The following is a 25,593-nucleotide window of genomic DNA, read 5'->3' on the forward strand; positions in this document are numbered from 1 at the left end:
TATTCGTCGGAGAATTGTTTTGACAGGCTCAATAAAAGAAAAAGGAAATGTTAATGCATTTATCGATGCAGTTGAAGGCGGCTTTATCTACGGCTGGGCTGCTTACGATAACTCTGATGAGTCAGTTAAAATAAATGTAGTAGCCAACGAAAGAGTGATAGGCCAAGGTGAAGCAAGTATTTATCGCGCCGATCTGGTGTCGGCAGGTATCCACCAAGGCATGCATGGGTTTAAAATAGCTATTAATCATGACAGTACTAAAGATTTAAGTATATCCTTGATAGATGCAATAACCACTCATGCTATTTCGCACAACAAAGTCTTAATCAAAAAAAGTGATATACAAATATCAGGTGTAATTACTGATGTTCAAGATGGACATATAATTACTCATATAAAAAGTAATCAGCATTTAACTCAGCAAAAATTAAATCTGATGTGCGCGGGAGAAAAGATTGCTGTTAAAGAGGTTGATTTTTCTGGTGAACTAGAAGAGTTTAGAATAGCGCTGCCTTATGAGTTAATGGATGGCAACCAAAAACTGATAACACTTACCTTAGAAGGTAAAACAGAGCCATTAAATACCCAGCTAGTGACGATTGATCCTATTCAAACGCCTTGGCAATATTTAAGTGAAAGCTATGATCAGCCAGGCTTTATGTCGTTGCCAAAACAAGCTAACTATCGATATGAAGCGCTTGAATACCAATTAGAGGCTATAGTATCAGGAGAGTCACAACATACTTTAGAGAATATAACAAACATCCATAAGTTACTAATACAGGGACACGAAGGGCGAAAAAGATATCCTAGCTTTTCATTACCAAAGTATGAAAAGCCGCGAGTTAGCATTATTGTGCCTGCATACAATAAATTTGAACTAACTTATCACTGTATAGCATCTATTGCTCTTGCTTATAACAAAACCTCTTTCGAGGTTATTCTGGCTGATGATTGTTCTGATGACGAAACTAAAAAAGCAGAACATATAATTGAAAACCTTGTAATTTCAAGAAATCCAGAAAATTTACGCTTCTTACGTAGTTGCAATAAGGCTTCGGATCTAGCTAACGGCGAGTATATTGTCTTTTTAAATAATGACACTGAAGTAACATCCTTTTGGTTAGATGAACTCGTAGCAAAAATGGATGAAGATTCTACTGTTGGCATGACAGGCTCTAAGCTATTGAACACTAATGGATCATTACAAGAAGCAGGCGGTATCGTATGGGGGGATGGGAAGCCTTGGAATGTCGGTAGGAACGCAAACCCAGTAACACCTGAATATAACTATGCAAGGCAGGTTGATTATTTGACCGGTGCCGCTATGTGTATTCGCACTACGCTCTGGAAAACAGTAGAAAAGTTTAGTGAAGAGCTAGTGCCGTGTTATTACGAAGATACCGACCTAGCTTTTAAAGTAAGAGAGGCTGGTTATAAAACAATATACATCCCTCATTCTGTAGTTGTGCACTTTGAAGGCAAAAGCCATGGAACAGATGTAACAAAGGGTCTAAAAAAGTATCAAGTTATCAACGAAAAAACTTTTGGTAAAAAATGGTTTAAAAGCTTTAAGAATAATGGTGTTCCAAGTATGGCTAATATGATGGTCGAAAAGGACCGGAATATTGATAAGCGAATATTAGTTATTGATTACGCAACACCAATGCCAAATAAAGACGCTGGTAGTTATGCCGCAGTTCAAGAAATGAAACTAATGCAGTCTTTAGGTTTTAAAGTAACTTTCGTGCCAGATAATTTAGCGCATTTTGGTAAGTACACGACAGAGTTGCAGCGTATGGGTATAGAAGTGTTGTATGCTCCTTTTTATATATCGGTGAATGATGTGCTGCAAAAGCGTTTGGCTGAAATGGATGCTGTTTATATAACCCGTTATGCAGTTGCCGAAAAATACATAGACCAAATACGTACGATGTCAAAGGCGAAAGTTCTATTTAACAACGCAGATCTCCACTTCTTAAGAGAACTAAGGTACGCATTAAAGAATAGCAATGATAAAAACTTAATGACGCAAGCTCTAACAACGCGTGAAAAAGAGCTACTTGTTTGCAACAAAGTTGATGCTATTTTATGTTATAACACTACTGAACATGCTGTTATTGCTTCTCATATACTTCAAGATAATAAAATGCACATTACACCTTGGGTTTTAGAAGAAAAAAATCCTGGGCCAGCACGCGAATTAAGACAAGGTATTAGTTTTTTGGGCGGTTATAACCATACGCCAAATGTTGAAGCAGTTGATTATCTTTGCAGCGAAATAATGCCTCTGCTGTACAAGAAGAGACCTGATATATGTTTGCATGTTTACGGTAGTAATATGCCGGAAAGGTTTAAAGACTATGAAGCAAAAAACATAAAGATAATTGGCTTTGCTGAAAGCTTGGATGATGTATATAACTCGCATCGTGTATTTGTTGCGCCTTTATTATCGGGAGCAGGTATTAAGGGGAAAGTTTTAGAAGCGATGGCTTATGGAACGCCCTGTGTGTTAACCGAAGTCGCTGCTGAAGGGACAGGGTTAACGCAGGGGGTAAGTACATATATTGCTAAAAAACCAGCGGAATGGGTTAAGTCAATTATCTCACTTTATGATGATCAGAAAGTATGGGATAGGTTTAGTGAAAACGAGCTTATATTAGTTAAAGAGAAGTACTCGTTTGAAAATGGTAGGTCCGTGCTTGGAGATATATTCTCTGATGTAGGCTTGTATACCAGCTATAAATAACTACAGGATAAGGTATATTTATGCGCACAGTAATATTACATTTTCACCTTTTTAAAAATGCGGGCACATCTTTAGATGCAGCCTTTAAAGAAAACTTTAAAGGTGATGAGTGGGTAACCAAAGAATTTCCTGCACAGCCAAATAAAAATAGAGAGCAGGTAAGACAATGGATTATTAATAATCCACAAGCTAAGTGTTTTTCATCACATACAGCAGTATTACCGGTGCCTGAAATAGAGGGTATAAAGATTATACCGGTTATTTTTATTAGGCATCCAATCGATCGGATAGCTTCAGCTTATTCATTTGAGAAAAAGCAGGGAGGTAGAGGTTTCGGTTCCACATTGGCTAGAAATACTACCTTAGGCGGATACATTGAAACACGCCTTTCTCTTGATCATGACAGACAATGTCGTAATTTTCATGCTCATCGTCTGGCTGCTATGTATCCCGGTCAACCTGATACTGAAGCAGATCGGGCTTTGGCTGCTATTAAAGAATTGCCCTTTGTCGGCTTAGTAGAGAGATATACCAACTCACTAGAAACATTAGAATCTCTACTGAAGTCAGAAGGTTTTGAGTCAATTAAACTCAAGCCTGTAGAAAAGAACGTCTCACGCGCTGTTAAAAAAACACTTGATGAAAAATTAAACGAAATCCAAGAGCAAATAGGATTTGATACATATACTTGCCTGTTGGAAAACAATGAAGTTGATCTGAAGTTATGGTGTGAGATTAATAATGATTAAGAAAAAAATAGTTGTTGTGGGTAACTGTCAGGCAAGGCCTATAGCAACTTTTTTGACTGATTTATGTGATAACATTGATGTTATAAAAATTGCAGTAGTTCATCTATTGAGTTCAGAGGATGAGGGTGTATATCAACCTTATTTAGAAGATGCGGATTTTATAGTTGCTCAGCTGATTAGTGATAATTATCCTTGTAGTTTTTTAAGAACGTCGGTGTTAGAACGGAAATTTTCGAACAAGCTAGTTAAAATTGTAAATATATTTAATAGGACAATGTTTAAGGACTGGTATCCTGTAAAGAAAGGGAAAGCTAATCTCTTAGGTCCTCTAGATATATACCATAACTTAAATATTTACAATTCATGGAAAAATGGCTTTCCTATTGATGAGGCCATTGAGAATTTTAAAATTTCAAGCAATGTAGATGAAAAATCTATAAGTGAACTAATAGTTAAAGAAAAACAAGTAGACGTAAAAATAGCTGATTTTCTTGATGGTAGCGAAAAGCATCTTTTTCATACATATGACCGCCCTAAAAACTATGTTCTTATTGAGTATTGTCGCAGAATACTTGAATTTATAGGTTTTAATGTTGGACGTAATTTTTTAGAGCTTGGAAGCGGTTTTGAGGCATTAGGGCGAGTCTCGATACCTGAGGAAGTTAGGTATACTAAAGACAGTAAGTTTTGTGGTTTCTCTTACTCCCTAATAGATAATGAAGTTATTATAGATAAAAACAAAGAGTACAGTACTGCAGAGCTAGTTAAATCATTTTATGAAATTTATGAAATGTTAACTCCCGGTGTCTGTTTAGAAGAGGTTGAGGGTGTTGAGGTAATTGATAATGTTGTCAGAATTGGTGATCAGTTATTCTTATATCAAAAAAATACCGGGCAACGTCAAATGGACTACTTCTTAGGTAATAGAAAGCTGTCAAAAAAATCAAAAGAAATATTTATAAATAATGTTAAAGTTAATATAGATCTTTCTAAAAAGCATGATTTTCTATACAAACATATAGTGTTTCCTGCCAAACCTGTCGTGTTTTCAAGTATTTTTGAAAAGATAAATTTGAAAGTTGAAAGTTTGTACTCAGAAAGTTTTGATGTTGGCTCGGATTATTTGTTATACCCTGATCTAGATATGAGCGATTATGATGCTGAGGATACACATACAAACGATAAAGGTGTTTTCGAAGTAATAAAGACTGTATTAAAGAGTTTTGGTACTGTTGAAGAAATGATTGCAACCTATGGTGTAGGTGAGAAACTATGTGACTTGGCTTATATGATTGGAAAGAAAAATAGCAGTCACTTGAAAATAACGGGAATTAATATATGCCCTGATTTCAATGTTTATACTAAAAACTTTTCTTTAGACGATTATCTTGAGTCTAATACAGGACATTTACAGTATAGCGTCAATGAAGTTGCTCCTTTTCATAAAAGGATAGTCCTTTTTGGTGATAGTTTCTTTAAAACAAGGATTCATATTTTCACCGCGTTGTTCAATGAGGTTGTATATATAAGAAACCCTTATATTATTGAAGACCTTGTTTTAACGTTGCAGCCTGATATTGTGCTGACAGGTAATGCTGAAAGATACCTAGTTAACCAACCTGATGTGTCTAAGCCACGCCCTTACTTTATGAACTACATAACGCATGGAATGAAGAAAAAGCCAAGCGCTGAAGTAATTAGAGCTTTTGAATCCCTTTTTTCAGGTAGAAGCTCTTCTTTCTTCAAAGCGTTCAAAAATTCTATTTCTTCACAGGTTGCAGAAGACATAAAAAATAAAAACGCTGATGCTGCGGCGACCTTAACAGTGCAAGAAACAAAATTTGATGATTTGTCCGATAAATGTCTAATTCAGCCAGAGGAAAATTTTTACGATCGCCAAGATGTCAAAGTTGATAATTCTAATTTTGGTGTTGAATGTGAAACATATGAAATTGATCCTTATTCTTCTGGTTATGATTATAGGCTTTCTTCAGTACCTTATTTTGGTGATGTTCCAAATGAAAAGTCTAAGTTTTGCTCTGAAATAAAAGGTCATGTTTATAAAACAGTTTTTCGGCTAAAAGAAGTTGATGTTTTTCTGCCTAATGGTGCTGTTTATAATTCGCAGAATAATAAAATTTTGACGCCGTCCCTATGGCAGTCTAGATTGTTTTTCAACTCGATGTTTAGGAACGATAAGTCTACAAAGTGGAAGTGGAGAATAGATAAAAATTATGCATCTATACCTTTAAAGGGGAAAACTCTATTGTTGCATAATAGAGCGTATACTAATTATTTTCACTATGTGATAGATGTTGTATCAAAGCTCGAATTGATCGACGATATATCAGTTTATGATAATATTTTAGTCGGTACAGGAGATAATCATCCCTTTGTGAAAAGTTATTTGGAGATATACGGTGTAGATATTGATAAAATTGTTTGGGTAAACGGCTATGAGGTATATCGCTGTGAAGAACTTGATACTCCATATTACAAAGTTACAGAAGATGTAGGTATTCGAGCTAACTATCATGGTAAAGAACACTATAAGGGCTGGTGTAAAGAATTTCTCGCTTCTATAAAAAGTAAAGTAGATAGCCAATTGATTACAGATGATACAGAATCATCATTGCCAAAAAAAATCTTTGTTTCAAGAAGAAACGATACCTCCAGAAAAATTGTTAACTTTGATGATGTCAATGAGTTTTTAGAAAGTAAAGGTTATGTTGAGATCGATCCCGCTAAACTGTCAGTTAATGAGCAAATACAATATTTTAGAAATGCTTCTGACATAGTTTCGGTTCATGGGGCAGCAATGACAAATATTATTTGGTCGAATCAAGATACAAGTATCTTAGAGTTAATGCCAAATGATTATGATGATCCTGGATATAGAATGATAGCAGGCCTTAAGAATATGGAATCTTATAGGATATTGTTTTGTAAAAGCATTAACCCTAATAATACTGTTTTTTCCGATTTAGAAGTTGATATGTCAGTTCTTCGGGGTTTGCTAAGTGATTAACTTATTATTTCTGCATCCTGCAAGGTTGTAATAGGAATACTAACTATGAAAGATGGTTTTGGTTATGTTTTTCTGTCGCCGATATTGAATTTTTATTGTCAAGGTGTTTTTGATAAATATGATTGTAATTTAATATGCTTGGCGAGAGAAGGTTGGATATTAAATAAACTTTTTAATTCCATAGCTATCCCTAACGGTGGGCATGATAAAAAAACAACTTATTTGAAAGTATCTAGAACCCTTTTGTTTAGGGCTTTAGTCAATGATCAATATGCATGGGATCTAGCTACTTCTAGCGAATTTAAGGGTACGATTGAGCAGTTGTTAGTCAAAAGGTTTGGGCTGCGCCAAGAACCGCTTAGTGATGTAGTTCCACAAGCCGTGTTAAATAATAAGATACATTTACCTAACGATGCTGAGCTTGTTATCAAGTCTATCACACCGTACCTTTCTGCATTAGGCGAGCTTACGCAAGAGACTAGGCAGGGAGTAACGGCTTATCTGCACTCAATTGTAGAAAAAACAGGTGATGCTAAGTGGCTTATGTTGGATTTAGGTTATGCTGGAACCATCCAAAAGCTAATCACTTACATTATAGGTAAGGATACTGACGGCCTGTATTTGATTGCCACTTCAGCTGGCGAACACAAAGTGGGTAACAATACTGCCAACATGCGTGGCTTGCTTAAAGAGAATATCGCTTGGGGGCAGGGTTATGAAGTGTTAGAAAAATCATTATTTTTAGAAACAATGATGACAGCCCCGCATGGACAGGTTGTTGATATACGCCAAGACTCGCAAGGCGAGTTTCACTTTTACTATGGACGAAAAGCGCCAACACAATTATATGCTCAAGATTTAATGGCTGTGGCTGATGGTGCCATAGAGGCTGTAGAGCAGCAGTTGCGTGATGGTGTATCATTTACTCCAGAAGAAATAGAAGCTATTTACCACGCATTTGTCACACCAGTAAGTGCTATTCCAAGTTCTGTTAGGCATTTGTTTGGTATAGACGATGATTTTTCAGGCAACGGTGTATTGAACCCGCTAGCCCATTTTGGATTATAGTAGGATGATTAAGCCTCTTCGTAAAATTAGAAAACTGCTTAAGTTAAAAAAAGTTACTAAAACAGATATCGATATTATTTATAAACGTGCCGTCGAGAATGATTTTTTTGACCGTAAATGGTATGAAGGTTTTTACTCAAAACGTTTTTCTTCTGAAAAAGAAGCTTTTTTAGATTATATTCGCAAGTCATCTTTTGCACCGGTTAACCCTAGTGAAAATTTTGATACCGTCATCTATAATCGACTAAACAACGACATATATCATGCTGATATATCGCCCTTAGAGCATTATTTAAGCCATGGTAAAAATGAAGGGCGTATCAGCTCTGCTATGTCCCTTCAATGGCAGCCTACGGATAATGTTAAGTTCTCTCAGAAGTTAACAGCTGAAGCCAAAAATTTAAATGTTGCATTTAATCTGCATATTTTTTATGAAGACTATATTGAAAGGTTTGCTCGTCAAATTGAGAAATTTCCGATCAGTGTAGACGTGTATATTTCAGTTGCAAAAAAAAGTTTTCTTGAAAAGGCAAAGTCGGCTTTTTTAAAGCTGAAAAATGTGAATAAAATTGAAGTGCGCGTTGGCGAAAATCGTGGCCGTAATTTTGGGCCTCTCTTAGTGGAGTTTGCAAGCACTGTTAATGATTATGATCTTTTATTGCATTTACACTCTAAAAAGTCGTTATATTCTGGACGCGAACAGACGCAATGGTCTGACTATTTAACTGAGTACCTCTTAAATGAAGAGACTGTCGTTAAAAGAGTGCTCAATGCGTTCGCACAAGATCCATCGCTAGGTGTTTATTATCCAACTACGTTTTGGATGATGCCTGATTGGGTTAACCATATGACGATGAACAAAGGGCCAATGGCACAATGGTGTTCTGATTTAGGTATAAAGCTCCCTTCTGATTTTTTAGCCTACCCTGTTGGTGGCATGTTTTGGTGCAGACCCAAAGCGCTTTCTGGTATTTTGGATCGTTCTTACAGCTATGATGATTTCCCTAAGGAGCCACTACCTAATGATGGGACAAAGTTGCATGCACTTGAACGACTAATTGGGGTTGTGGCTGAGCATAACGGGTTCTCCCAATTATTTTATGATCCTGCTACAGCGCGTTTTACTTTTGATCAAGGTTTTATTTATCAAAGATATCGCTCAAATATAAAGAATCTTGAAGGGCTGCTCCAGCCATATAAATGCATCAGCTTTGACGTGTTTGATACGTTAATTCGCCGTTATTATACGGTGCCAGACTATGCCAAGCTAAAATTAGGACAAGAGCTGCAGGCGGTAAACGCCGTAGACAATGCAGAGGCGTTCGTAGAGCTGCGTAACAATACAGAACTAGACTTGCGTAAAGCAGCTAAGTTTAAAGGTGATGTAAGCATTGTTGATGTATACAAAGAGATGGCTAAAAACCTACAGGTGGACGAACAACTCACATCACAGTGGATGAATCGCGAGTTTGAGATTGACTTGAACATGATTTCTTCTAAAGATGAAATGGTTCAGTTATTCAATGATCTAGGAGCAGCCGGTAAAGTATTGTGGGTGATATCTGATACTTATTATACAAAGGACCAAGTTGCTCTGATGCTAAAAAAAGCCGGTGTGGTTGCCCAACACACACTACTTGTCTCGAGTGAAGAAAAATTACGCAAAGATAATGGCACTATGTGGCAGTTTGTTAAAGCTGAGCTTAAAAAAGAGAAGCTAAGCCGTTACATACATATCGGAGATAACGTAGTTTCAGATGCTCAAATTCCTGGGGACCATGGTTTAGCTAATTTCCACATATTACATCCGATGGATAAGTGGAAGGCTCTGGGGTTTCCTGTTAAGGAGCTCAGCACGTCAAATGTAGCAGAAATACTCAAATGGGGCCCTTTGATTAATAATGTGGGTCGCAATCCGTTTTTAGGTGAATAATTTTAATGCGTACTTTATATTTACACGTAGGTTGGTCAAAAACTGGAACTTCAGCTATCCAAATGCAGTTGCAAGCTCAAAAAGATCAATTATTAGATAAAAAAATATTGTATCCGCAATCTTTGCAGTGGCCTGATCATTCACATCACCCTTTCGCGCTTTCTTTTAAGGCAAATGGTAGCTATGCAAGTGACATGTCACCAACGCAAGCGATACAAAAATTACAAGATGAGTTAAATGCTTCAAACGCTACTGATGTGTTGATTTCAAGTGAGTTATCACCTTTCTACTTTAATAATACTGACTTCAAAAATTTTGCTGATAGTAACTTTGATATTGTTAAAGTAATTTTTACGGTGCGAAGACAGTCAGAAGTTTTATTGTCTTTATATAATCAGCTTATTAAAGATCCTAAAGTTAGGTTTAAAGGAAGTTTATTCTCTTTAGGTATGAGGAATATATCTTGGCTTAATTATTTTATGAATGTAAAAAGGTGGGCTGATGTCGTTGGTAATGAAAATATTATAATAATACCTTATAGTAAAAATGTAGTTGGCGATTTCATATCTCTTTTTGATCTTGAATTGTTTGGAATAGAGAAATCTATTAATCCTTCACTGCCTACACGTTGTTTGCCTGTAATTCAAAACTTCACAAAAAATGCAACGGATGATGCTAGTTATATTAGAATTAGAGATGCAATTGTTCATAAGAGTTTAGATATACCTGAATCAGAAAATTGGTTTACGCTATTCACTGTAGCTGAGCAATCGGCATTTAATGATTATTTTGAAATGAGTAATAATCATTTGTGGAATAATTTCTTTTCTTTAGGTGGTTTCTCTAATGAAACTAGAGAAATTAAAGATGTTAAGTCTTTGCCCCCTGGGTTTAAATTTGAAGACTTACCTAAATGAAACTGATTTTACACCCAGGGCATGCTAAGTGTGGATCTACAACTATCCAACGTTTTCTTAGAGTTAATAGGGATTTGCTATTTAAAAATGATGTTTTGGTTCCTGACTTGAATTTTCGCTTTCCTGGTGAGCGCGGATTTGTAGTGAACTCTGAATCACCGAGGAAGTTTTTTAGAGAGATTATGGAATCAGTTGATCTTTCTAAATTAGTAGAGCGACTAAATTTTTTAAAAAGAAGCCATCCTGATAAGACTTTACTAATTTCAGCTGAGAATTTGACAGTTGCTTTAGCTGGTATAGGTAAAGGAATACATAGTTTATTGTCAGATTTTTTTGAAGATGTCCATATTGTTTATTATATTAGACCTCAAGATACTTATATGCTGTCTTCTTGGCAGCAATGGGGCTATAAAAGTGGAGTGTCTTTAAATGAATTTTGTGTTAAAAATAATATTCCAGATTACAGCGGGGTGGTTAGATCATTAAAAAGTATCTACAGTAAACCTAGAATCGATGTCGTTCCTCTCAACAAGAATGCTTTATTAGGGGATGGTTTAATTTCTGATTTTTTGAAAAGAGTATCATTTCCAAAACTTGATTTTACTTATTCAAATGATTTGGCGAACGTCAGCCTCAGTCCCGTACTATGTGATTTCTTGTCTAACTACAATTTCCTTTTTAAAGATCATCATGAAAATTATGCTGAAGATTATATTTTAAGATACCTTAATGATAAGTCAGTTTTTTTTGAAAGGGTAGATGGTTATTTTAATAAAGAAGAGCGTTTAAAAATTCTAAATTCAAGATCAGAGTCTAATCGTTTTTTACATAATCATTTCTTTTCTGAGTTGTCGTTTCAAGATGTTTTTTATGGTCATTTATCATATTTTGATAATTTAAAATTAGATGAGTATGAGTTTAAATATCAAGAGATTTCTGAAGCTCTGAATGTCCGACGTATTTATGTTTATTCTATTTTTAGTAGATTTTTTAGTCGTGTTAGGTGAGATTTATGAAAATTCATGTTTATTTGTTATGTTTTAATGAAGAGAAAATTCTTCCATTTATATTAGATTATTATACTGGTTTTTGTTCTAGAGTATTTGTACTGGATAATGAGTCTACTGACGCAAGTGTAGAGATTTGTAAGAATTATAATAGTGTTACAGTCATTGAGTGGGGCTCTAATAATTCATTTGATGATATTTCAAATTTGGAGATGAAAGTAAATACTTATAAGGACTACAGTAGAGTAGGTGGCAAGTATACTACTGAAGTTGCTGATTGGGTAATATGTGCAGACATGGATGAGGTTATATATCATCCAGCCTTAATAGACCTGCTTAAAAAATATAAGCGCGATGGTGTTACAGTTCCAAATATTCGTGGATTTAATATGGTTTGTAATCATTGGCCATCAGCAGGTTTTAACATTACCGAATCAATTAGAACTGGAGTTAGGCAGCCAAATTTTGACAAGAGAGCTGTTTTTGTACCCGATTTTGATATTCAATACAGCCCAGGTTGTCATCCTAAAGGCGATGCTTTTAAGCGTATGGAAGAATCTCCTAACTATAAAACTAGTGATTCAAAGGAAATTGCATTACTACATTATAAATATTTAGGAGATAACTTTGTTCGAAGTGCTATGAAGTCCAAAGCTAGATTAAGTAAACGAAATCTAAATTGTGGCTTTGGAAGCCAGTATTTAAAAGATGAGCTTGAGTTAATAAAGATAAATAAAGCTATGCAGGAGAGTGCTATTCAAGTGATTGATGATAACGGGAATATAACCGTCAAATGATAGCTATGACGAGCGGCTTTGTTCTAGATAGATATGATAGATCTGTAGAATTTTCTCTTATTAAGGGATGGAATTTTATTGATCTTGAAGCTAGTTTTACTGTCGAAAAAATGTCAGTTGCGATCTATTTTGACATTGGTCATGGTTTCGATAATTCAAAAGTTTTTTACATGAGTTTAAGAAATGGAAAGGTAACAAAACGAATTTGCTATTTTCCACTTAAGACTGTTAGGGTAAAGATTGTACCAGTTGATTCAGGTGAATGCTTTTTCTTAGAAAGTGTTAAGTTCGTTTGGCTAACTCCTTTTTTTGCACGCGATAGGATTCTGCATAGATTAAGCAATTTTCATCCTGAATTTCGTTTTTTATCTAAACAAGAAATTAAAAAAGAACTGTGCAAAGATAAACTATTTAATTTTCGTTGGGTAAAGTCTGCTTTTGAATATTATAGTGAAACTTTTGAACATTATGATCCTAACGTTGATTTCCAGAATTGGCTTTTAAATGATCGAAGTTATAAAGTCCCCTTGCCTGTTAATCCTATATCTAATATTAAGAATAAATTAAGATTTTTTTTATTGATAGATCAGCAAACCTTGGTTGACGATGTCAAAAATACTTTGCAAAGTTTAAGTGATCAAGGATGTTTATCTTTTGATGTCTACTTTATAGATTCTAATAGTAGTCTTATTGTAAATGATTATATCGCTCTTAAAAAATATTATTGTTTTTATGCAAATGATGATCTTAGCTTAATCTCCGAAAGGCTAAACGATTCTTGGGTAGGTTTCTTTAAAGCAGGAGATCTATTTAGTAATGATTTTGTTTCTGCTTTTTATGGGGCTATTGATGAAAAAGATCTTAAGGTTCTTTATTTTGATGAAGATCGTTTTGATTCTTTGGGAAATAGATTAAATCCAGTTTTCAAGTCTGGATGGAACCCTGATTTATTATTTTCATGTAATTATTTGGGGAGTGGGGTTCTATTTGAACTTGATAGTCTTTCAAGATCGTCTAAGCTACGGGAATTCTACAGTGCTGATGAACACCACCAACTACTACTAGAACAGACTGATGATTTAGAGGTGTCTCAAATACATCATATACCGCAGATTTTATATCATCGAAAAATTCAAAGTGAAGTTATTGATAGTCCCACTGTGCCAGTAGATAAATCAAATAAAGATGTATTAAATTATTTAATATCTAATCACGGTGTGGAGCTTGTGAGAAATGATGTTGCTGGATTACATCATATTATATGGCCATTACCACATACCCAACCTCTAGTTAGTTTGTTGGTGCCTACACGTGATGGCATAGAAATTTTAAAACCATGCATTGATAAAATTTTATCTTTAACAAGTTACCCTTGTTTTGAAGTTCTAATACTTAATAATCAATCATCTTGTAAAGAGACACTTGATTATTTTCTGCATATTTCAAAAGATTCTCGTGTACGCGTCCTAGATTGGGACTTCTCATTCAACTACTCGGCAATAAACAATTTTGGTGCTAGGCACGCTAATGGAGAGATCATCGGGCTAGTCAACAATGACATCGAGCCCATTAATGCTGATTGGTTAACAGAAATGGTAAGGCAAGCATGTCGAGAAGAAATAGGATGCGTTGGCGCAAAGCTTTACTATCCTAATGATACTATTCAACATGCTGGAGTTGTCTTGGGCATTGGCGGTGTTGCTGGGCATTCCCATCGATTTTTACCTAGATCAAGTGCAGGTTATTGCAACAGACTCAATGTTGTTCAAAACTATTCTGCCGTTACAGGTGCTTGTTTGCTTGTTCGAAAATCGGTATATGATCAAGTGGGCGGTCTAACTGAAGAGTTAGCTGTTGCCTTTAATGATGTAGATTTTTGTTTGAAAGTTAGGTCTTTAGGTTTACGTAATTTGTGGACTCCTTTTGCAGAACTCTATCATCATGAGTCCATATCCAGAGGTTCTGATAACACCCCAAGAAAACGTAAACGTGCACTAAAAGAGGCTCAGTATATGAAAGATCATTGGGGGGCGTTATTAGAGTCTGACCCAGCTTATAATCCTAATTTAACACTCATGCACGAAGACTTTTCCTTACGATGAAACTCGCTTACGTAGTCGAGCAGGGGGAAAACCCCTCATCTGATTTTTTTGTTATTCCCAAGTTGATTTCGATGGGCTATGAAGTGACGCGCTGTCGTCATGATCAACTGCCTTGTCCAGAGGACTTGAACGGGCATGCTGTGGTTTTTGTTCGGTATATACCTAAGCGATGGAAGCCGCTTATAACAAATAGCCGTACATCCATAAGTGAACTCATTTTTTTTATGGATGATGACCTGTTTTCCTTTACGGCTTTTAAAGGTATGCCTCTTCGGTATCAGTGGAAAATTTTCCGTAATGCTTTAATGCATAAAGGTTGGCTTGCTCAAATGAAAGCGTCTTTTTGGATGAGTACTCCTTACCTTGTTACTAAATATGCATCGTTACAACCGTCGTTGATTTCTGCTCAGCCTGTAGAAGTCCCTATCGGCGTAACAACTATTTTTTATCATGGCTCTGCATCGCATATTGCCGAAATGAATTGGTTGTTACCCATCATTAAAAAAGTGTTGGTTCAGAGGCCGAATGTTCGCTTTGAACTTATTGGAAACCCTGCCGTTTATAAAAAATTTAGAGCGGTTGATCGCGTTCATGTATTAATGCCAATGAATTGGGTCAGTTATAAATCGCTGCTCTGCACTGGGAACTACGATATAGGGCTGGCTCCTCTATTGGATAATTCTTTTAATTCGGCACGCTCGCATACGAAATTTTTTGATATTACTTCTGCTGGTGCCGTTGGTCTGTACGCTAATCATCCTGCGTATTCCGATGTCATCAATCACGAAGAAAACGGTTTTTTACTCGCAATGGATGAGGCTGTCTGGGAAAAGACTTTGTTGAGTCTTATAGATGATCAGCCCCTTAGAAAATCCATTTATAATCAAGCGTTGATTGATTGTAAAAGAGGCTCGGTATAGCTCGTGTGCAGCAAATCAAGGTTCGGTGTTTTTTCTTCAGGTATTCAGTCTATTCCACACATAGATCAGCTTTTGAATGCTGATTTACAAAAAATATGGTGCTTTACGCAAGCTAATTTAGAGGGTGTCGTTGGCTGGGGCTTAAAACCCACTGCGGAAAAAGCCCGTCGTTTTGCTGCAAAAAAAAGCTTACCTTATATCGCTTTGGAAGATGGCTTTTTGCGATCGGTTGGATTGGGTGTCGATGGAGATGAGCCTCACAGCTTGGTGGTGGATTATAGCGGTATCTACTATGACGCTACCCGGCCTAGCGATCTTGAGCGCTTCATCTTCGAGTCAGCCTTATCTGATGAGCAGGCCATTCGTGCCCGTCGTTGTATGGCGCTAATTCGTGAACATCGTCTATCCAAATATAATCAAGCGCCAGAAGTCATGTTTGCGCCTTCGGATAAACAGCGTATTTTGGTGGTCGATCAAACGGCGGGTGATGCCTCCATTCGTTATGGCTTGGCGAGCGAGCATAGTTTTAAGCTGATGCTAGAGCAGGCGAAAGCAAACCATCCTGATGCCGAAATTTGGGTTAAAATCCACCCGGATGTGCTTGCGGGTAAAAAACAAGGCCATTTGGTGGAGTTGGCTCAACATTTAGGCTGCACATTGTTATCTGATGCTTGTAACCCTTGGTCGGTTCTTGATGTGGTGAGTGATGTGTATGTAGTAACGAGTCAGCTAGGCTTTGAGGCCTTGTTAGCTGGCAAGCGTGTGCATTGTTTTGGAATGCCGTTTTATGCAGGATGGGGGCTAACAGAAGATTCCCAGTCGTGTGCGCGGCGTAGTGTTGAGCGGTCGTTAGAGGCTGTTTTTGATGCGGCGTATATCCGCTATTGCCGCTTTATAAATCCACAATCAGGCCAACGTTGTGAAATAGAAGACACAATTGCATTGTTAACACAGCAACGCGACCTGCTATTTTAATATTCACTTAGGTATGATGTTTCTATAAGCCTAAACGCCAACTTCAACATGGATCTGTGACGATATGATGACTCAGTGTTCGGACATTATTGCTAACTCAAATATTCAATTTGGTACGAGCGGTGCGCGTGGCTTAGTGGATGATTTTACGCCCGAGGTGTGTGGTGCGTTTACTCAAGCGTTTGTTGAACAAATGCAATCGGAGTATGAGTTTTCGGGGGTTGTTTTAGCTATTGATAACCGCCCCAGTAGCCCAGCCATCGCTGAGGCATGTGCAGGGGTAATTAAACAGCTAGGTTTAGCGGTGTATTACTACGGTGTAGTGCCTACGCCTGCATTGGCATACCAAGCCATGCAAGACAAAATGCCGGCCATTATGGTGACTGGCAGTCATATTCCTTTTGATAGAAATGGCCTTAAATTTTACCGCCCTGATGGTGAAATCACTAAAGCAGATGAGTCGGCTATTTTAGGGTTTAATGTCAGCTACATTGGCGCTGTTGAGCATGCGTTACCGGCGATATCTACATTAGCCGCGGAACAATATACACAGCGGAATGCTGGGCTATATGCTGATCATGTTCTTGCAGGTAAACGCATTGGGATTTATGAACACTCCAGTGCCGGACGCGATCTTTACGCAGCCATTTTTGCATCATTGGGTGCTGAAGTTATCTCTCTTGAGCGCACCGATACCTTTGTACCTATCGATACCGAAGCTGTTGCCGAAGAGGATCGTGTTAAGGCACGTCAATGGTCTGCTGAGCATCAATTAGATGCGATTTTCTCTACCGATGGCGATGGTGATCGTCCTCTGATTGCGGATGAAACAGGAGAGTGGCTACGCGGTGATATTGTGGGGTTACTCTGTGCGCAATTACTTAACATTCAAGCATTGGCGGTGCCGGTTAGTTGTAATACGGCGATTGAAAAGTCTAATAGTTTCGAGAAAGTGGTACGCACGCGTATAGGTTCGCCTTATGTTATCGCTGCGTTTGAAGCTCTTGCGGCCGAGTTCAAGCGGCTAGCGGGTTTCGAGGCCAACGGTGGTTTTATTCTAGGTTCGGATGTTGAGCTAAACGGCCAAGTACTCAAGGCGTTACCCACACGAGATGCGTTGTTGCCTGGTATCGTCTTAATTGCCGGTGCTGCTTCTGCTGGCAAATTATTGTCCGAGTTAGTGGCTAGCTTACCCGCTCGCTACACCGCGAGTGATCGTATAAAAGATGTGCCTACACAGTGGAGCCGTGAGCTATTAAATGCTGGTGCCGAGCAGCCCGAAGTGTTGCTGAATAAAATAGGCTTTACTGAAACAATCGAAGCTGTTGATACAACGGATGGCTTGCGGTTGACGTTAGCTTCAGGTGATATTGTGCACCTTCGCCCGTCAGGTAATGCACCTGAACTGCGTTGTTATGCCGAGTCAGGTGATCAGGCAGCCGCTGAGGCTATCGTGGTTAAGGCGCTAAAGGGCGTGGCGCAACTTCTTTAAAGTGATTTTGTTAGTTAAAAATTTTATATTACTAAATAAAGCCGCTCATTTGAGCGGCTTTTTTATAGCTAATCAGCTTTTAAAACTGCTCAGATATATCCACGTTCTTGCATGTACTCAATCACCTTATCGGCACATTCTTCCGGCGTGACGTTGGTGGTGTCCAAACGGCATTCAGGGTTCTCTGGTGCTTCATACGGTGAATCGATACCGGTAAAGTTTTTCAGCTCACCTTTGCGTGCTTTTTTATACAAGCCCTTTACGTCGCGGTCTTCTGCTACGTTTAGTGGTGTATTTACATGCACTTCGATGAACTCACCGTCTTCAACCATACTGCGAGCCATGTCGCGCTCTGAACGGAAAGGCGAGATAAAGGCGCTGATTACGATCAAGCCTGCATCAACCATAAGGCGTGCGATTTCGGAGATACGACGGATGTTTTCGACGCGGTCGCCATCGGTAAAGCCAAGATCTTTATTGAGGCCGTGGCGGATGTTATCGCCATCTAACAAATAGGTGTGGTGACCCATGCTGTAGAGCTTTTTCTCAACTAAGTTGGCAATGGTTGATTTGCCCGCACCAGATAAGCCTGTTAGCCAAAGGATACAGGGTTTTTGCTGCTTAATGGTTGAGCGTGCTTCTTTGTTCACATCCACGTGTTGCATAACGATGTTTTGGCTGCGACGTAAGGCGAAGTTGAGCAAGCCAGCACCAACGGTGTTGTTGCTTAGGCGGTCGATGAGGATATAACCGCCCGTATCTTGGTTGTTGCTGTAAGCGTCGAACGCGATTGCTTGGTCTAAGCTAATGGTGCACACACCAATGCCGTTGAGTTCGAGCTTTTTAGCCGCCATGTGTTCCATCGTGTTGACGTTAACTTGATACTTAATATCCGTTAGCGTTGCTGAAACCGTTTTAGTGCCGACCTTCATAAGGTAAGTTCGACCGGGCAATAACGGTTCTTCGTGCATCCAGATGATGGTGGTTTCAAATTGTTTGGCAACTTCAGCAGGTTCTGACGCTTCTACAAGCAGGTCACCGCGGGAGATATCAATCTCGTCTTCCAGTGTGATGGTAACGGACTGGCCTGCAACCCCTTCTTCTAGGTCGCCATCCAGTGTAACTATGCGTGCTACGGTGCTCTCTTTACCCGAAGGTAATACACGAATGCGATCGCCCGGTTTCACGGCGCCACCTGAGATTTGGCCGGAGAAGCCTCGGAAGTCGAGGTTAGGGCGGTTAACCCACTGTACCGGCAGACGGAATGGCGTGCTTTTCATTCGCTCGTCATCAATCTCGACCGTTTCTAGGTAACCCATCAGCGTTGTACCGCGATACCACGGCATTTTAGGGCTTGGATCAGTGATGTTATCGCCTTTAAACGCAGACATAGGAATAAAGGTGATGTTCTCAATTCCTAGCTGTTTGGAGAAGGTGGTGTAATCTTCTACGATCTGGTTATAGGTCTTTTCAGAATAATCAACCAAGTCCATTTTGTTGATGGCAACAATCACGTGGCGAATGCCGATCAATGACGCTAAATAGCTGTGGCGCTTGGTTTGTGTAAGGATGCCTTTGCGAGCATCAACCATCAAAATAGCGACATCAGCTGTCGATGCACCAGTAACCATGTTGCGCGTGTACTGCTCGTGCCCTGGAGTATCGGCTACGATAAATTTGCGGCGATCAGTCGAGAAGAAGCGGTATGCAACATCGATTGTGATCCCTTGCTCGCGTTCTGCGGCTAGGCCGTCAACAAGCAGTGCGAAGTCGATGTCGTCGCCTTGAGTACCAAACTTTTTAGAGTCTGATTCGACAGCGGCAAGCTGATCTTCAAACAACATTTTTGATTCGTATAGCAAGCGACCAATTAGGGTGCTTTTGCCATCATCAACGCTACCGCAGGTGATAAAACGCAGTAGGCTTTTGTTTTCGTGATTTTTTAGGTACTGATCGATATCAGTTGAGATTAAATCGGATACGTGTGCCATTAGAAGTAGCCCTCCTGCTTTTTCTTCTCCATGGATGCGGCGGAGTCGTGATCGATCATTCGGCCTTGGCGCTCAGAGGTATTGGTGAGCAGCATTTCTTGGATGATCGCAGGTAGGGTGTCTGCTTCGGATTCAACAGCACCGGTTAGTGGGTAGCAGCCTAAGGTGCGGAAGCGGACTTTTTTCATCATAGGGACTTCGCCATCGCGAAGAGGCATGCGCTCATCGTCGACCATGATTAATGTGCCATCGCGTTCAACCACCGGACGCTCGGCTGAGTAGTACAAAGGCACAATCGGAATGTTCTCTAAATGAATGTATTGCCAGATGTCTAGCTCAGTCCAGTTTGAGATTGGGAATACACGAATCGATTCGCCTTTGTGCTTACGCGCGTTGTATTGTTTCCACAGCTCAGGGCGCTGGTTTTTAGGGTCCCAGCGGTGATCGGCTGTACGGAAAGAGAAGATACGTTCTTTAGCACGTGATTTTTCTTCATCACGGCGTGCACCACCGAATGCCGCATCAAAGCCGTATTCGTTTAGGGCTTGTTTTAGACCTTCGGTCTTAGTGATGTCTGTGTGAATTGCTGAGCCGTGGGTAAATGGGTTGATGTCTTTTTCGATAGCTTCTGGGTTGATGTGGGTAATCAACTTGAGGCCGAGGTCTTCTACCATTTTGTCACGGAAGCGATACATCTCTTGGAATTTCCAGCGCGTATCAACATGCAAAAGTGGAAATGGCGGCAGCGATGGGTAAAACGCTTTCATGGCAATGTGTAGCATGACGGCGCTGTCTTTACCGATCGAGTAAAGCATGACAGGGTTTTCTGTCTCAGCGACAACTTCCCGCATGATCTGGATGCTCTCCGCTTCCAGGCGTTGTAAGTGTGTTAATGGCATATCCTTCCCCGGGGTTGAATGTTGAGATTGGTTTACTGTGTGATGTGGTCGAGCAGAGGGAGCCTCTGGCTCTTTTTTTAAATCGTTGGCCGTTATGTTGGCCAGGTCTTGAGAGGGAATGATGAGTGATTCTGGGTGCTCGCTCTGCCACTGAAGTAACTCAGTGTGACGATGATAAAACGGCACCTTGATCACTAAGATCATCCCTTCAGCTTCTTGAGCATGTAAGTGGCTCAAGAATTCGACGAGATCTGTACTTGTTAACGAGTGGTGGCTATGAGCCCACTGGATGCGATTTTTAGTGTCGCGCGCATACAGCTGATAGCCGTTGTGTCCGGCTTCGTGGTCTAGGACGAAACTACGTAACCCAATGACAAAAATGCGGCGCTTATCCTGCTTATTGTGAGGGCAGGAGGCGTCTAGATTAGGGCTGTTGGCTTGCAGGTGCTTTGCCGCGCGCAATACAGCTTGTCGGGTCGTGTTTAATGACTCTGGCGCAGGCAGCAACCCTATGCTCTTGAGGTAGCGTGATGTTGTTTTTTCTGACGTGCTATGAGCGCTGCGATCTGCAATCCATTGGTGTATTGAGCCAATATCCCATAGTTTTTTATCCGAACCGTTTTGTGTGGCATATGTCTGTGTAAGTAGTTCGGATACTAGCGGTGCCAAAGCGGGCTGCTTGATGTGCTGGCTGCCGCTTGGTCGCCCGCGCGGTTGGGATTGCAGCGCTTGCCAGCCGCCTTTGAGAAACTTTTTGTAGGCCGAAATAATAGTAGGATGGCTCAACCCCGTTTGGAGTTGAATCTCGTTTAAGCTCTTTTTTTGCAACCGCAAGGTGACGGCTGTTTTACGGAGCTTATCAAGTTGTGCCGGGCTTAAGTGCTGGCCATCCATGAAGTATCCACATATTACGGCTCAATGAGCATGCGTTATAAAAATAAGTGCGCGCGTTGTTCTGTTTCGGTCTAAGTCGACTAGTTGTGATATTACGGAATTGTGGTTAGTATCTCAATACACTTTATTAAACATTTTTTGTCTCGATGTTTTAGGGCGATTAGTTTTGTTTGTTTAGCCCGTTACAACGGAATGCTTTTATTGGATTTTGACCATGGGATATGAGGCTTACCTCACGCTAGCAATTGTGATGGCAGTATTGATTGCGTTGATCGTGAGTAATATTGCGACTGATGTTATTTTGATGTCAGCGTTGGCAGCGTTAGTCATTACAGGCGTGTTAACCCCTTTGGAAGGTTTGGCCGGTTTTTCTAACCCTGGCGTTATGACGATTGCTACCTTGTATATCGTTGCAGCCGGTCTGAAAGAAACGGGTGCCATTCAATGGATTGCAGGCCGTTTGCTAGGCCAGCCAAATGGTGTTCGCCAAGGGCTGGCCAAAGTGATTATGCCTACATCGGTCATGAGTGCTTTTATGAATAACACGGCTGTGGTTGCCATGTTTATTCCTTCTATTCAGGAGTGGTCAAAACGCGTCAACATCCCGGCGTCTAAATTGCTGATTCCTTTGAGCTATGCGGCGATCCTTGGTGGCACTTGCACCCTCATCGGTACGAGCACTAACTTGGTAGTAGACGGGTTAATGCAATCCACCTTCGATTATAAAATGGGCATGTTTTCACTGACTTGGTTAGGGTTGCCTTTGCTGCTGGTAGGGGGGACGTTTCTTTACTTTTTTGCTGATCGTTTGCTGCCAGACCGCCAAGGTACTATTGAGCAATTAGGTAATGCGCGCGAATACAGCGTTGATGTGATTGTTGACGAAAATGGTCCATTAGTGGGAAAAACGATAGAAGAAGCAGGCTTACGTAATTTAAGTTTTGGTTATTTGGTAGAAATCCACCGCGGCTCGCGGATTTTATCGGCGGTTGCGCCTGATACTCAATTACAGGCGGGTGATGAGTTAGTCTTTATTGGTGCGCCCGAATGTGCACGGGAACTTCGTCAAATTCACGGCCTTAATCCGGCTAATGGTGATGTGGATAAGTTGAAAATCGCTAGCCATGAGCGTTGCCTTGTTGAAGCGGTGATCGGGCCAGAATTTGTCGGTCTAGAGCAATCGATTAAAGACTCGCGTTTTAGAACACGATTTCAGGCGGCTATTTTGTCGGTATCCCGAAACGGTCAACGTATTACCGGTAAAATTGGTGATATACGCTTACAGGTAGGCGACACCTTGTTACTGGAAACAGGACAAGACTTTGTAGGTCAATACCGCTCGCGGCGTGACTTTTTGTTAGTGAGTGCCATGAACGACTCTACGCCACCTGCGTTCAGTAAGGCGCCGTTTGCTTTGTACGTCTTATTAGGCATGGTATTGCTGAGTGCTTCTGGCTTGTTGAGTATTTTAGAAGCGGCTTTTCTGGCAGCGGGTGCTATGTTAGTCACGCGGTGCATTAGCGTGACTAAAGCCCGTCGAAATATCGACCTCACGGTGATTACTGTTATAGCGGCGTCTTTTTCGCTTGGCGAAGCCATGACTAAAACAGGGATGGCAGAGCAAATAGCTCAGTGGCTCATGTTTGGCGGGATGTCGCCTTGGGTAATGTTAGCCATTGTTTATGTATTAACCACCTTGTTTACCGAGGTGATTACTAACAATGCGGCGGCGATTTTAATGTTCCCTATTGCGGTGTCTATTGCGCAGCAATTGGGTGTGGATCATATGCCGTTTGTGATTGCTGTGATGTTTGCAGCGTCTGCTAGTTTTATCATGCCATTGGGTTACCAGACTAATTTGATGGTCATGGGGCCAGGAGGGTATCAAACCTCTGACTTTTTAAAGATAGGGATTCCGATGAGTATTATCGTATCGGTGACTTCTATCGTATTGATACCGTTTATTTGGGCGTTTTAATGCAGATTAGCCTCTGCTCTTTTATATTTTTACACATAGCTTATTTGAAACAACGACAAGGGATTAATGATGCAGTTTGATATCGAAAAAGTACTGGAGTTATCAAAACAGGCTGGCTATGCCGTTATGGAAATCTACAAAAAAGATTTTGCTGTATACGATAAGTCAGATAACAGTCCGCTAACGGAAGCGGATATGGCTGCGCATCATTTGTTAGTTGATGGCTTGAAAGCTATTGCGCCTTCTATCCCTGTTCTGTCGGAAGAGTCAGGTGAAGAGGTTAAAACCGAACGCTTGAAGTGGAGTGAGTATTGGTTAATTGATCCGCTAGATGGCACAAAAGAGTTCATCAAAAAGAACGGCGAGTTCACAATCAATGTGGCGTTGATCAAAGACGGTGTGCCGGTTTTTGGTGTGGTGTATGCACCTGCACTTAATACCTTGTATTGGGGTGAGCAGGGTAAAGGAGCCTTTAAGCAAAATGACGGCGAAGGTGCGGTTGAAATTAAAGTGGGTGATAACCCAACAGTTGCAACAGGCTGGAAAGTCGTTGGTAGTCGCTCACATCAATCAGATGATTTTAAGGCCTTTATGGAGATGTTACCTGAAGCCGATATTGTGGCGATGGGGAGTTCTCTTAAGTTATGTCTGGTCGCTGAAGGTGCGGCTGATTTGTACCCACGTTTAGGGCCTACAAGCGAATGGGATACAGCGGCGGCGCATGCGGTGGTTTTGGCGGCGGGTGGTCAGGTGTTAGAGGTTGAAACGCTCAAACCTTTAACCTATAACCAGCGTCCTGATACGTTATTGAACCCTTATTTCATCGTCTGTAAAGAGCCGAGTGATTTTTGGGCTAAAAAGGGCTAATCTAGAAGTTATCGAATGACTAGATTACGTTAGCTATAGTAATCTAGTGGTTTACCTTGTTGATTACAAAGGCGAATGTTATGTTCGCCTTTTTGCTTTTATCGGGCCATCATGACAGCACGCTTTGCGTCACTTTCCTCACCACCGATTGTTTACAGTGTTCGTTTTTGGAATCGTAAGGCTGTGGGGGCTATTATTACCGCCGCTTATGGTTATCCTCCTTTATTTGTAAACGATTTTTCACGAGCATTATCACTGGCGCAGTTAAACCATGCCCCGTTAATTGGCTGGTCTTCTCGGGTAACCGCTGAGCAGGCGAAGCGTATACAGTCGCATGTTGAGTTTTACCGGATCGAAGATGGTTTTGTGCGTTCAGTAGGTTTGGGCGCAGGCTTAAATGGCGGAGCCTCTTTTGTGGTAGACGGAACAGGTATTTATTACGATGCCAGTCAGCCATCGGATTTGGAAGTTTTGCTGCAAGAGCAGAACCTTACTCCAATGGAAGTAGCCCGGGGTGAGCAATTAATCACAGCACTAGTTAGCCAAAATATAAGCAAATATAACCTAAAAGGTTCTGATAAAGGTTTGCCCGATAGCGCGGGTAAAGAGGCTATTTTAGTGGTGGGGCAAGTGGCTGATGATGCCTCGGTACGCTCTAGTTTATCTCAGGTTTTAGACTGTGAAAGCAGTGAGAATATTAACAAGGACCTACTAGCTCATACTCGTTCTGTTTATCCTGATGCTTGCATTGTCTATAAACCTCACCCGGATGTAGTGAGTGGGCTGCGTGCTGGCATGTTGTCTGAATCCGAAGTGTTGAACTATGCCGATGCTTGCTTGCCTCAAGTGGATATTATGGCGGCAATCGATTGGTGCGATCGCTTGGAGACAGTCTCATCACTAAGTGGTTTTGAAGCCCTGTTGCGTGGTAAGCAAGTGACTACCTATGGTTCCCCTTTTTACGCAGGTTGGGGGCTGACGCAGGATCATGCTGATCTGCCTAGGCGCGGGCGTGAGCGCTCTTTAGCTGAGCTGGTGTACTTGGCATTAGTGGAATATAGCCACTACTACCATCCTCATACGCAGCAGGTATGCACACCGGAAGCGCTGATTGATTATTTGTCGCAGCAAAAAAAATCAATATGGGTCGCTGTGAAAACGCGTGTGTTAACCGCTGTTTCTTGGTTAGGCACTCAGTTAGGCCTTTAGTGGACTGGTTAGTTGTAG

17 protein-coding genes are annotated in these 25,593 nt (G+C 40.3%); 15 read left to right on the forward strand and 2 right to left on the reverse strand.

Annotation, left to right across the window (positions count from 1 at the left end; genetic code table 11):
- The first annotated feature begins 19 nt into the window (after positions 1 to 19).
- From BS617_RS02400 to BS617_RS02455, 12 genes are all read left to right on the forward strand, one after another.
- Positions 20 to 2,749 (forward strand): glycosyltransferase, encoded by a 2,730-nt coding sequence (locus tag BS617_RS02400; RefSeq protein ID WP_075171315.1) that lies wholly within the window; start codon positions 20 to 22, stop codon positions 2,747 to 2,749.
- Positions 2,750 to 2,769: 20 nt separating this feature from the next.
- Positions 2,770 to 3,498 carry a sulfotransferase family 2 domain-containing protein gene (locus BS617_RS02405; protein WP_075171316.1) on the forward strand — a complete coding sequence of 243 codons (729 nt, stop codon included), beginning with the start codon at positions 2,770 to 2,772 and terminating at the stop codon, positions 3,496 to 3,498.
- Complete coding sequence (locus tag BS617_RS02410) at positions 3,491 to 6,526, forward strand: WcbI family polysaccharide biosynthesis putative acetyltransferase (RefSeq protein ID WP_075171317.1); 3,036 nt, start codon at positions 3,491 to 3,493, stop codon at positions 6,524 to 6,526. Before BS617_RS02405 ends, BS617_RS02410 begins: the two co-directional genes overlap by 8 nt.
- Positions 6,527 to 6,571: 45 nt before the next feature.
- Entirely contained in the window at positions 6,572 to 7,594 is a 1,023-nt protein-coding gene (locus BS617_RS02415; RefSeq protein WP_075171318.1) for a hypothetical protein, read from the forward strand.
- A 4-nt stretch (positions 7,595 to 7,598) separates the two neighbouring features.
- The gene (locus BS617_RS02420; protein WP_075171319.1) at positions 7,599 to 9,527 is read left to right on the forward strand and encodes a rhamnan synthesis F family protein; all 1,929 of its coding nucleotides are present in this window, start codon (positions 7,599 to 7,601) and stop codon (positions 9,525 to 9,527) included.
- A gap of 5 nt (positions 9,528 to 9,532) precedes the next feature.
- Positions 9,533 to 10,444 carry a hypothetical protein gene (locus BS617_RS02425; RefSeq protein ID WP_075171320.1) on the forward strand — a complete coding sequence of 304 codons (912 nt, stop codon included), beginning with the start codon at positions 9,533 to 9,535 and terminating at the stop codon, positions 10,442 to 10,444.
- Positions 10,441 to 11,451 carry a hypothetical protein gene (locus tag BS617_RS02430; protein ID WP_075171321.1) on the forward strand — a complete coding sequence of 337 codons (1,011 nt, stop codon included), beginning with the start codon at positions 10,441 to 10,443 and terminating at the stop codon, positions 11,449 to 11,451. The genes BS617_RS02425 and BS617_RS02430 overlap by 4 nt, the downstream gene beginning before the upstream one ends.
- A 5-nt stretch (positions 11,452 to 11,456) precedes the next feature.
- On the forward strand, positions 11,457 to 12,248 hold the full coding sequence (locus BS617_RS02435; protein ID WP_075171322.1) for a glycosyltransferase: 792 nt from the start codon (positions 11,457 to 11,459) through the stop codon (positions 12,246 to 12,248).
- Positions 12,245 to 14,350, forward strand: a complete 2,106-nt coding sequence (locus BS617_RS02440) for a glycosyltransferase family 2 protein (RefSeq protein WP_075171323.1) — start codon at positions 12,245 to 12,247, stop codon at positions 14,348 to 14,350. Before BS617_RS02435 ends, BS617_RS02440 begins: the two co-directional genes overlap by 4 nt.
- Positions 14,347 to 15,270 (forward strand): glycosyltransferase family protein, encoded by a 924-nt coding sequence (locus BS617_RS02445; protein ID WP_075171324.1) that lies wholly within the window; start codon positions 14,347 to 14,349, stop codon positions 15,268 to 15,270. Before BS617_RS02440 ends, BS617_RS02445 begins: the two co-directional genes overlap by 4 nt.
- Before the next feature lie 3 nt (positions 15,271 to 15,273).
- The gene (locus tag BS617_RS02450) at positions 15,274 to 16,245 is read left to right on the forward strand and encodes a capsular polysaccharide export protein, LipB/KpsS family (protein WP_075171325.1); all 972 of its coding nucleotides are present in this window, start codon (positions 15,274 to 15,276) and stop codon (positions 16,243 to 16,245) included.
- A gap of 64 nt (positions 16,246 to 16,309) precedes the next feature.
- Positions 16,310 to 17,737, forward strand: coding sequence for a phosphomannomutase (locus tag BS617_RS02455; protein ID WP_249263560.1), 1,428 nt, complete (start codon positions 16,310 to 16,312; stop codon positions 17,735 to 17,737).
- 89 nt (positions 17,738 to 17,826) lie between these two features.
- Here BS617_RS02455 and cysN read toward each other — a convergent pair whose 3' ends face one another.
- Both cysN and cysD read right to left on the reverse strand, forming a co-directional pair.
- On the reverse strand, positions 17,827 to 19,728 hold the full coding sequence (gene cysN / locus BS617_RS02460; protein ID WP_075171326.1) for a sulfate adenylyltransferase subunit CysN: 1,902 nt from the start codon (positions 19,726 to 19,728) through the stop codon (positions 17,827 to 17,829).
- Positions 19,728 to 21,521: a sulfate adenylyltransferase subunit CysD gene (cysD, locus tag BS617_RS18530; RefSeq protein ID WP_306460952.1), complete on the reverse strand. Its 1,794-nt coding sequence runs from the start codon at positions 21,519 to 21,521 to the stop codon at positions 19,728 to 19,730. The genes cysN and cysD overlap by 1 nt, the downstream gene beginning before the upstream one ends.
- 214 nt (positions 21,522 to 21,735) lie before the next feature.
- On the opposite strand from cysD, the gene BS617_RS02470 reads away from it, so the two are divergent.
- The 3 genes from BS617_RS02470 to BS617_RS02480 all read left to right on the forward strand — a co-directional run bounded on the left by BS617_RS02470 (position 21,736) and on the right by BS617_RS02480 (position 25,575).
- A complete protein-coding gene (locus tag BS617_RS02470; RefSeq protein ID WP_075171327.1) occupies positions 21,736 to 23,499 on the forward strand; it encodes an SLC13 family permease in 1,764 nt (587 codons plus the stop codon).
- 66 nt (positions 23,500 to 23,565) lie between these two features.
- Positions 23,566 to 24,366, forward strand: a complete 801-nt coding sequence (gene cysQ, locus BS617_RS02475; protein ID WP_075171328.1) for a 3'(2'),5'-bisphosphate nucleotidase CysQ — start codon at positions 23,566 to 23,568, stop codon at positions 24,364 to 24,366.
- A 111-nt stretch (positions 24,367 to 24,477) separates the two neighbouring features.
- A complete protein-coding gene (locus BS617_RS02480) occupies positions 24,478 to 25,575 on the forward strand; it encodes a capsular polysaccharide export protein, LipB/KpsS family (protein WP_170870308.1) in 1,098 nt (365 codons plus the stop codon).
- The last annotated feature ends 18 nt before the right edge of the window (positions 25,576 to 25,593 follow it).

It is taken from the genome of Neptunomonas phycophila, from assembly GCF_001922575.1.
Taxonomy (GTDB): domain Bacteria; phylum Pseudomonadota; class Gammaproteobacteria; order Pseudomonadales; family Balneatricaceae; genus Neptunomonas; species Neptunomonas phycophila.

Excerpts from the sequence above, each read along its gene's own strand:
- cysQ (WP_075171328.1), top strand. The coding sequence starts at position 23,566 with ATGATGCAGTTTGATATCGAAAAAGTACTGGAGTTATCAAAACAGGCT.
- cysN (WP_075171326.1), bottom strand. The coding sequence starts at position 19,728 with ATGGCACACGTATCCGATTTAATCTCAACTGATATCGATCAGTACCTA.
- BS617_RS02445 (WP_075171324.1), top strand. The coding sequence starts at position 14,347 with ATGAAACTCGCTTACGTAGTCGAGCAGGGGGAAAACCCCTCATCTGAT.
- BS617_RS02410 (WP_075171317.1), top strand. The coding sequence starts at position 3,491 with ATGATTAAGAAAAAAATAGTTGTTGTGGGTAACTGTCAGGCAAGGCCT.
- BS617_RS02415 (WP_075171318.1), top strand. The coding sequence starts at position 6,572 with ATGAAAGATGGTTTTGGTTATGTTTTTCTGTCGCCGATATTGAATTTT.
- BS617_RS02405 (WP_075171316.1), top strand. The coding sequence starts at position 2,770 with ATGCGCACAGTAATATTACATTTTCACCTTTTTAAAAATGCGGGCACA.
- BS617_RS02425 (WP_075171320.1), top strand. The coding sequence starts at position 9,533 with ATGCGTACTTTATATTTACACGTAGGTTGGTCAAAAACTGGAACTTCA.
- BS617_RS02440 (WP_075171323.1), top strand. The coding sequence starts at position 12,245 with ATGATAGCTATGACGAGCGGCTTTGTTCTAGATAGATATGATAGATCT.
- BS617_RS02430 (WP_075171321.1), top strand. The coding sequence starts at position 10,441 with ATGAAACTGATTTTACACCCAGGGCATGCTAAGTGTGGATCTACAACT.
- BS617_RS02470 (WP_075171327.1), top strand. The coding sequence starts at position 21,736 with ATGGGATATGAGGCTTACCTCACGCTAGCAATTGTGATGGCAGTATTG.
- BS617_RS02420 (WP_075171319.1), top strand. The coding sequence starts at position 7,599 with ATGATTAAGCCTCTTCGTAAAATTAGAAAACTGCTTAAGTTAAAAAAA.
- cysD (WP_306460952.1), bottom strand. The coding sequence starts at position 21,521 with ATGGATGGCCAGCACTTAAGCCCGGCACAACTTGATAAGCTCCGTAAA.
- BS617_RS02480 (WP_170870308.1), top strand. The coding sequence starts at position 24,478 with ATGACAGCACGCTTTGCGTCACTTTCCTCACCACCGATTGTTTACAGT.
- BS617_RS02455 (WP_249263560.1), top strand. The coding sequence starts at position 16,310 with ATGATGACTCAGTGTTCGGACATTATTGCTAACTCAAATATTCAATTT.
- BS617_RS02435 (WP_075171322.1), top strand. The coding sequence starts at position 11,457 with ATGAAAATTCATGTTTATTTGTTATGTTTTAATGAAGAGAAAATTCTT.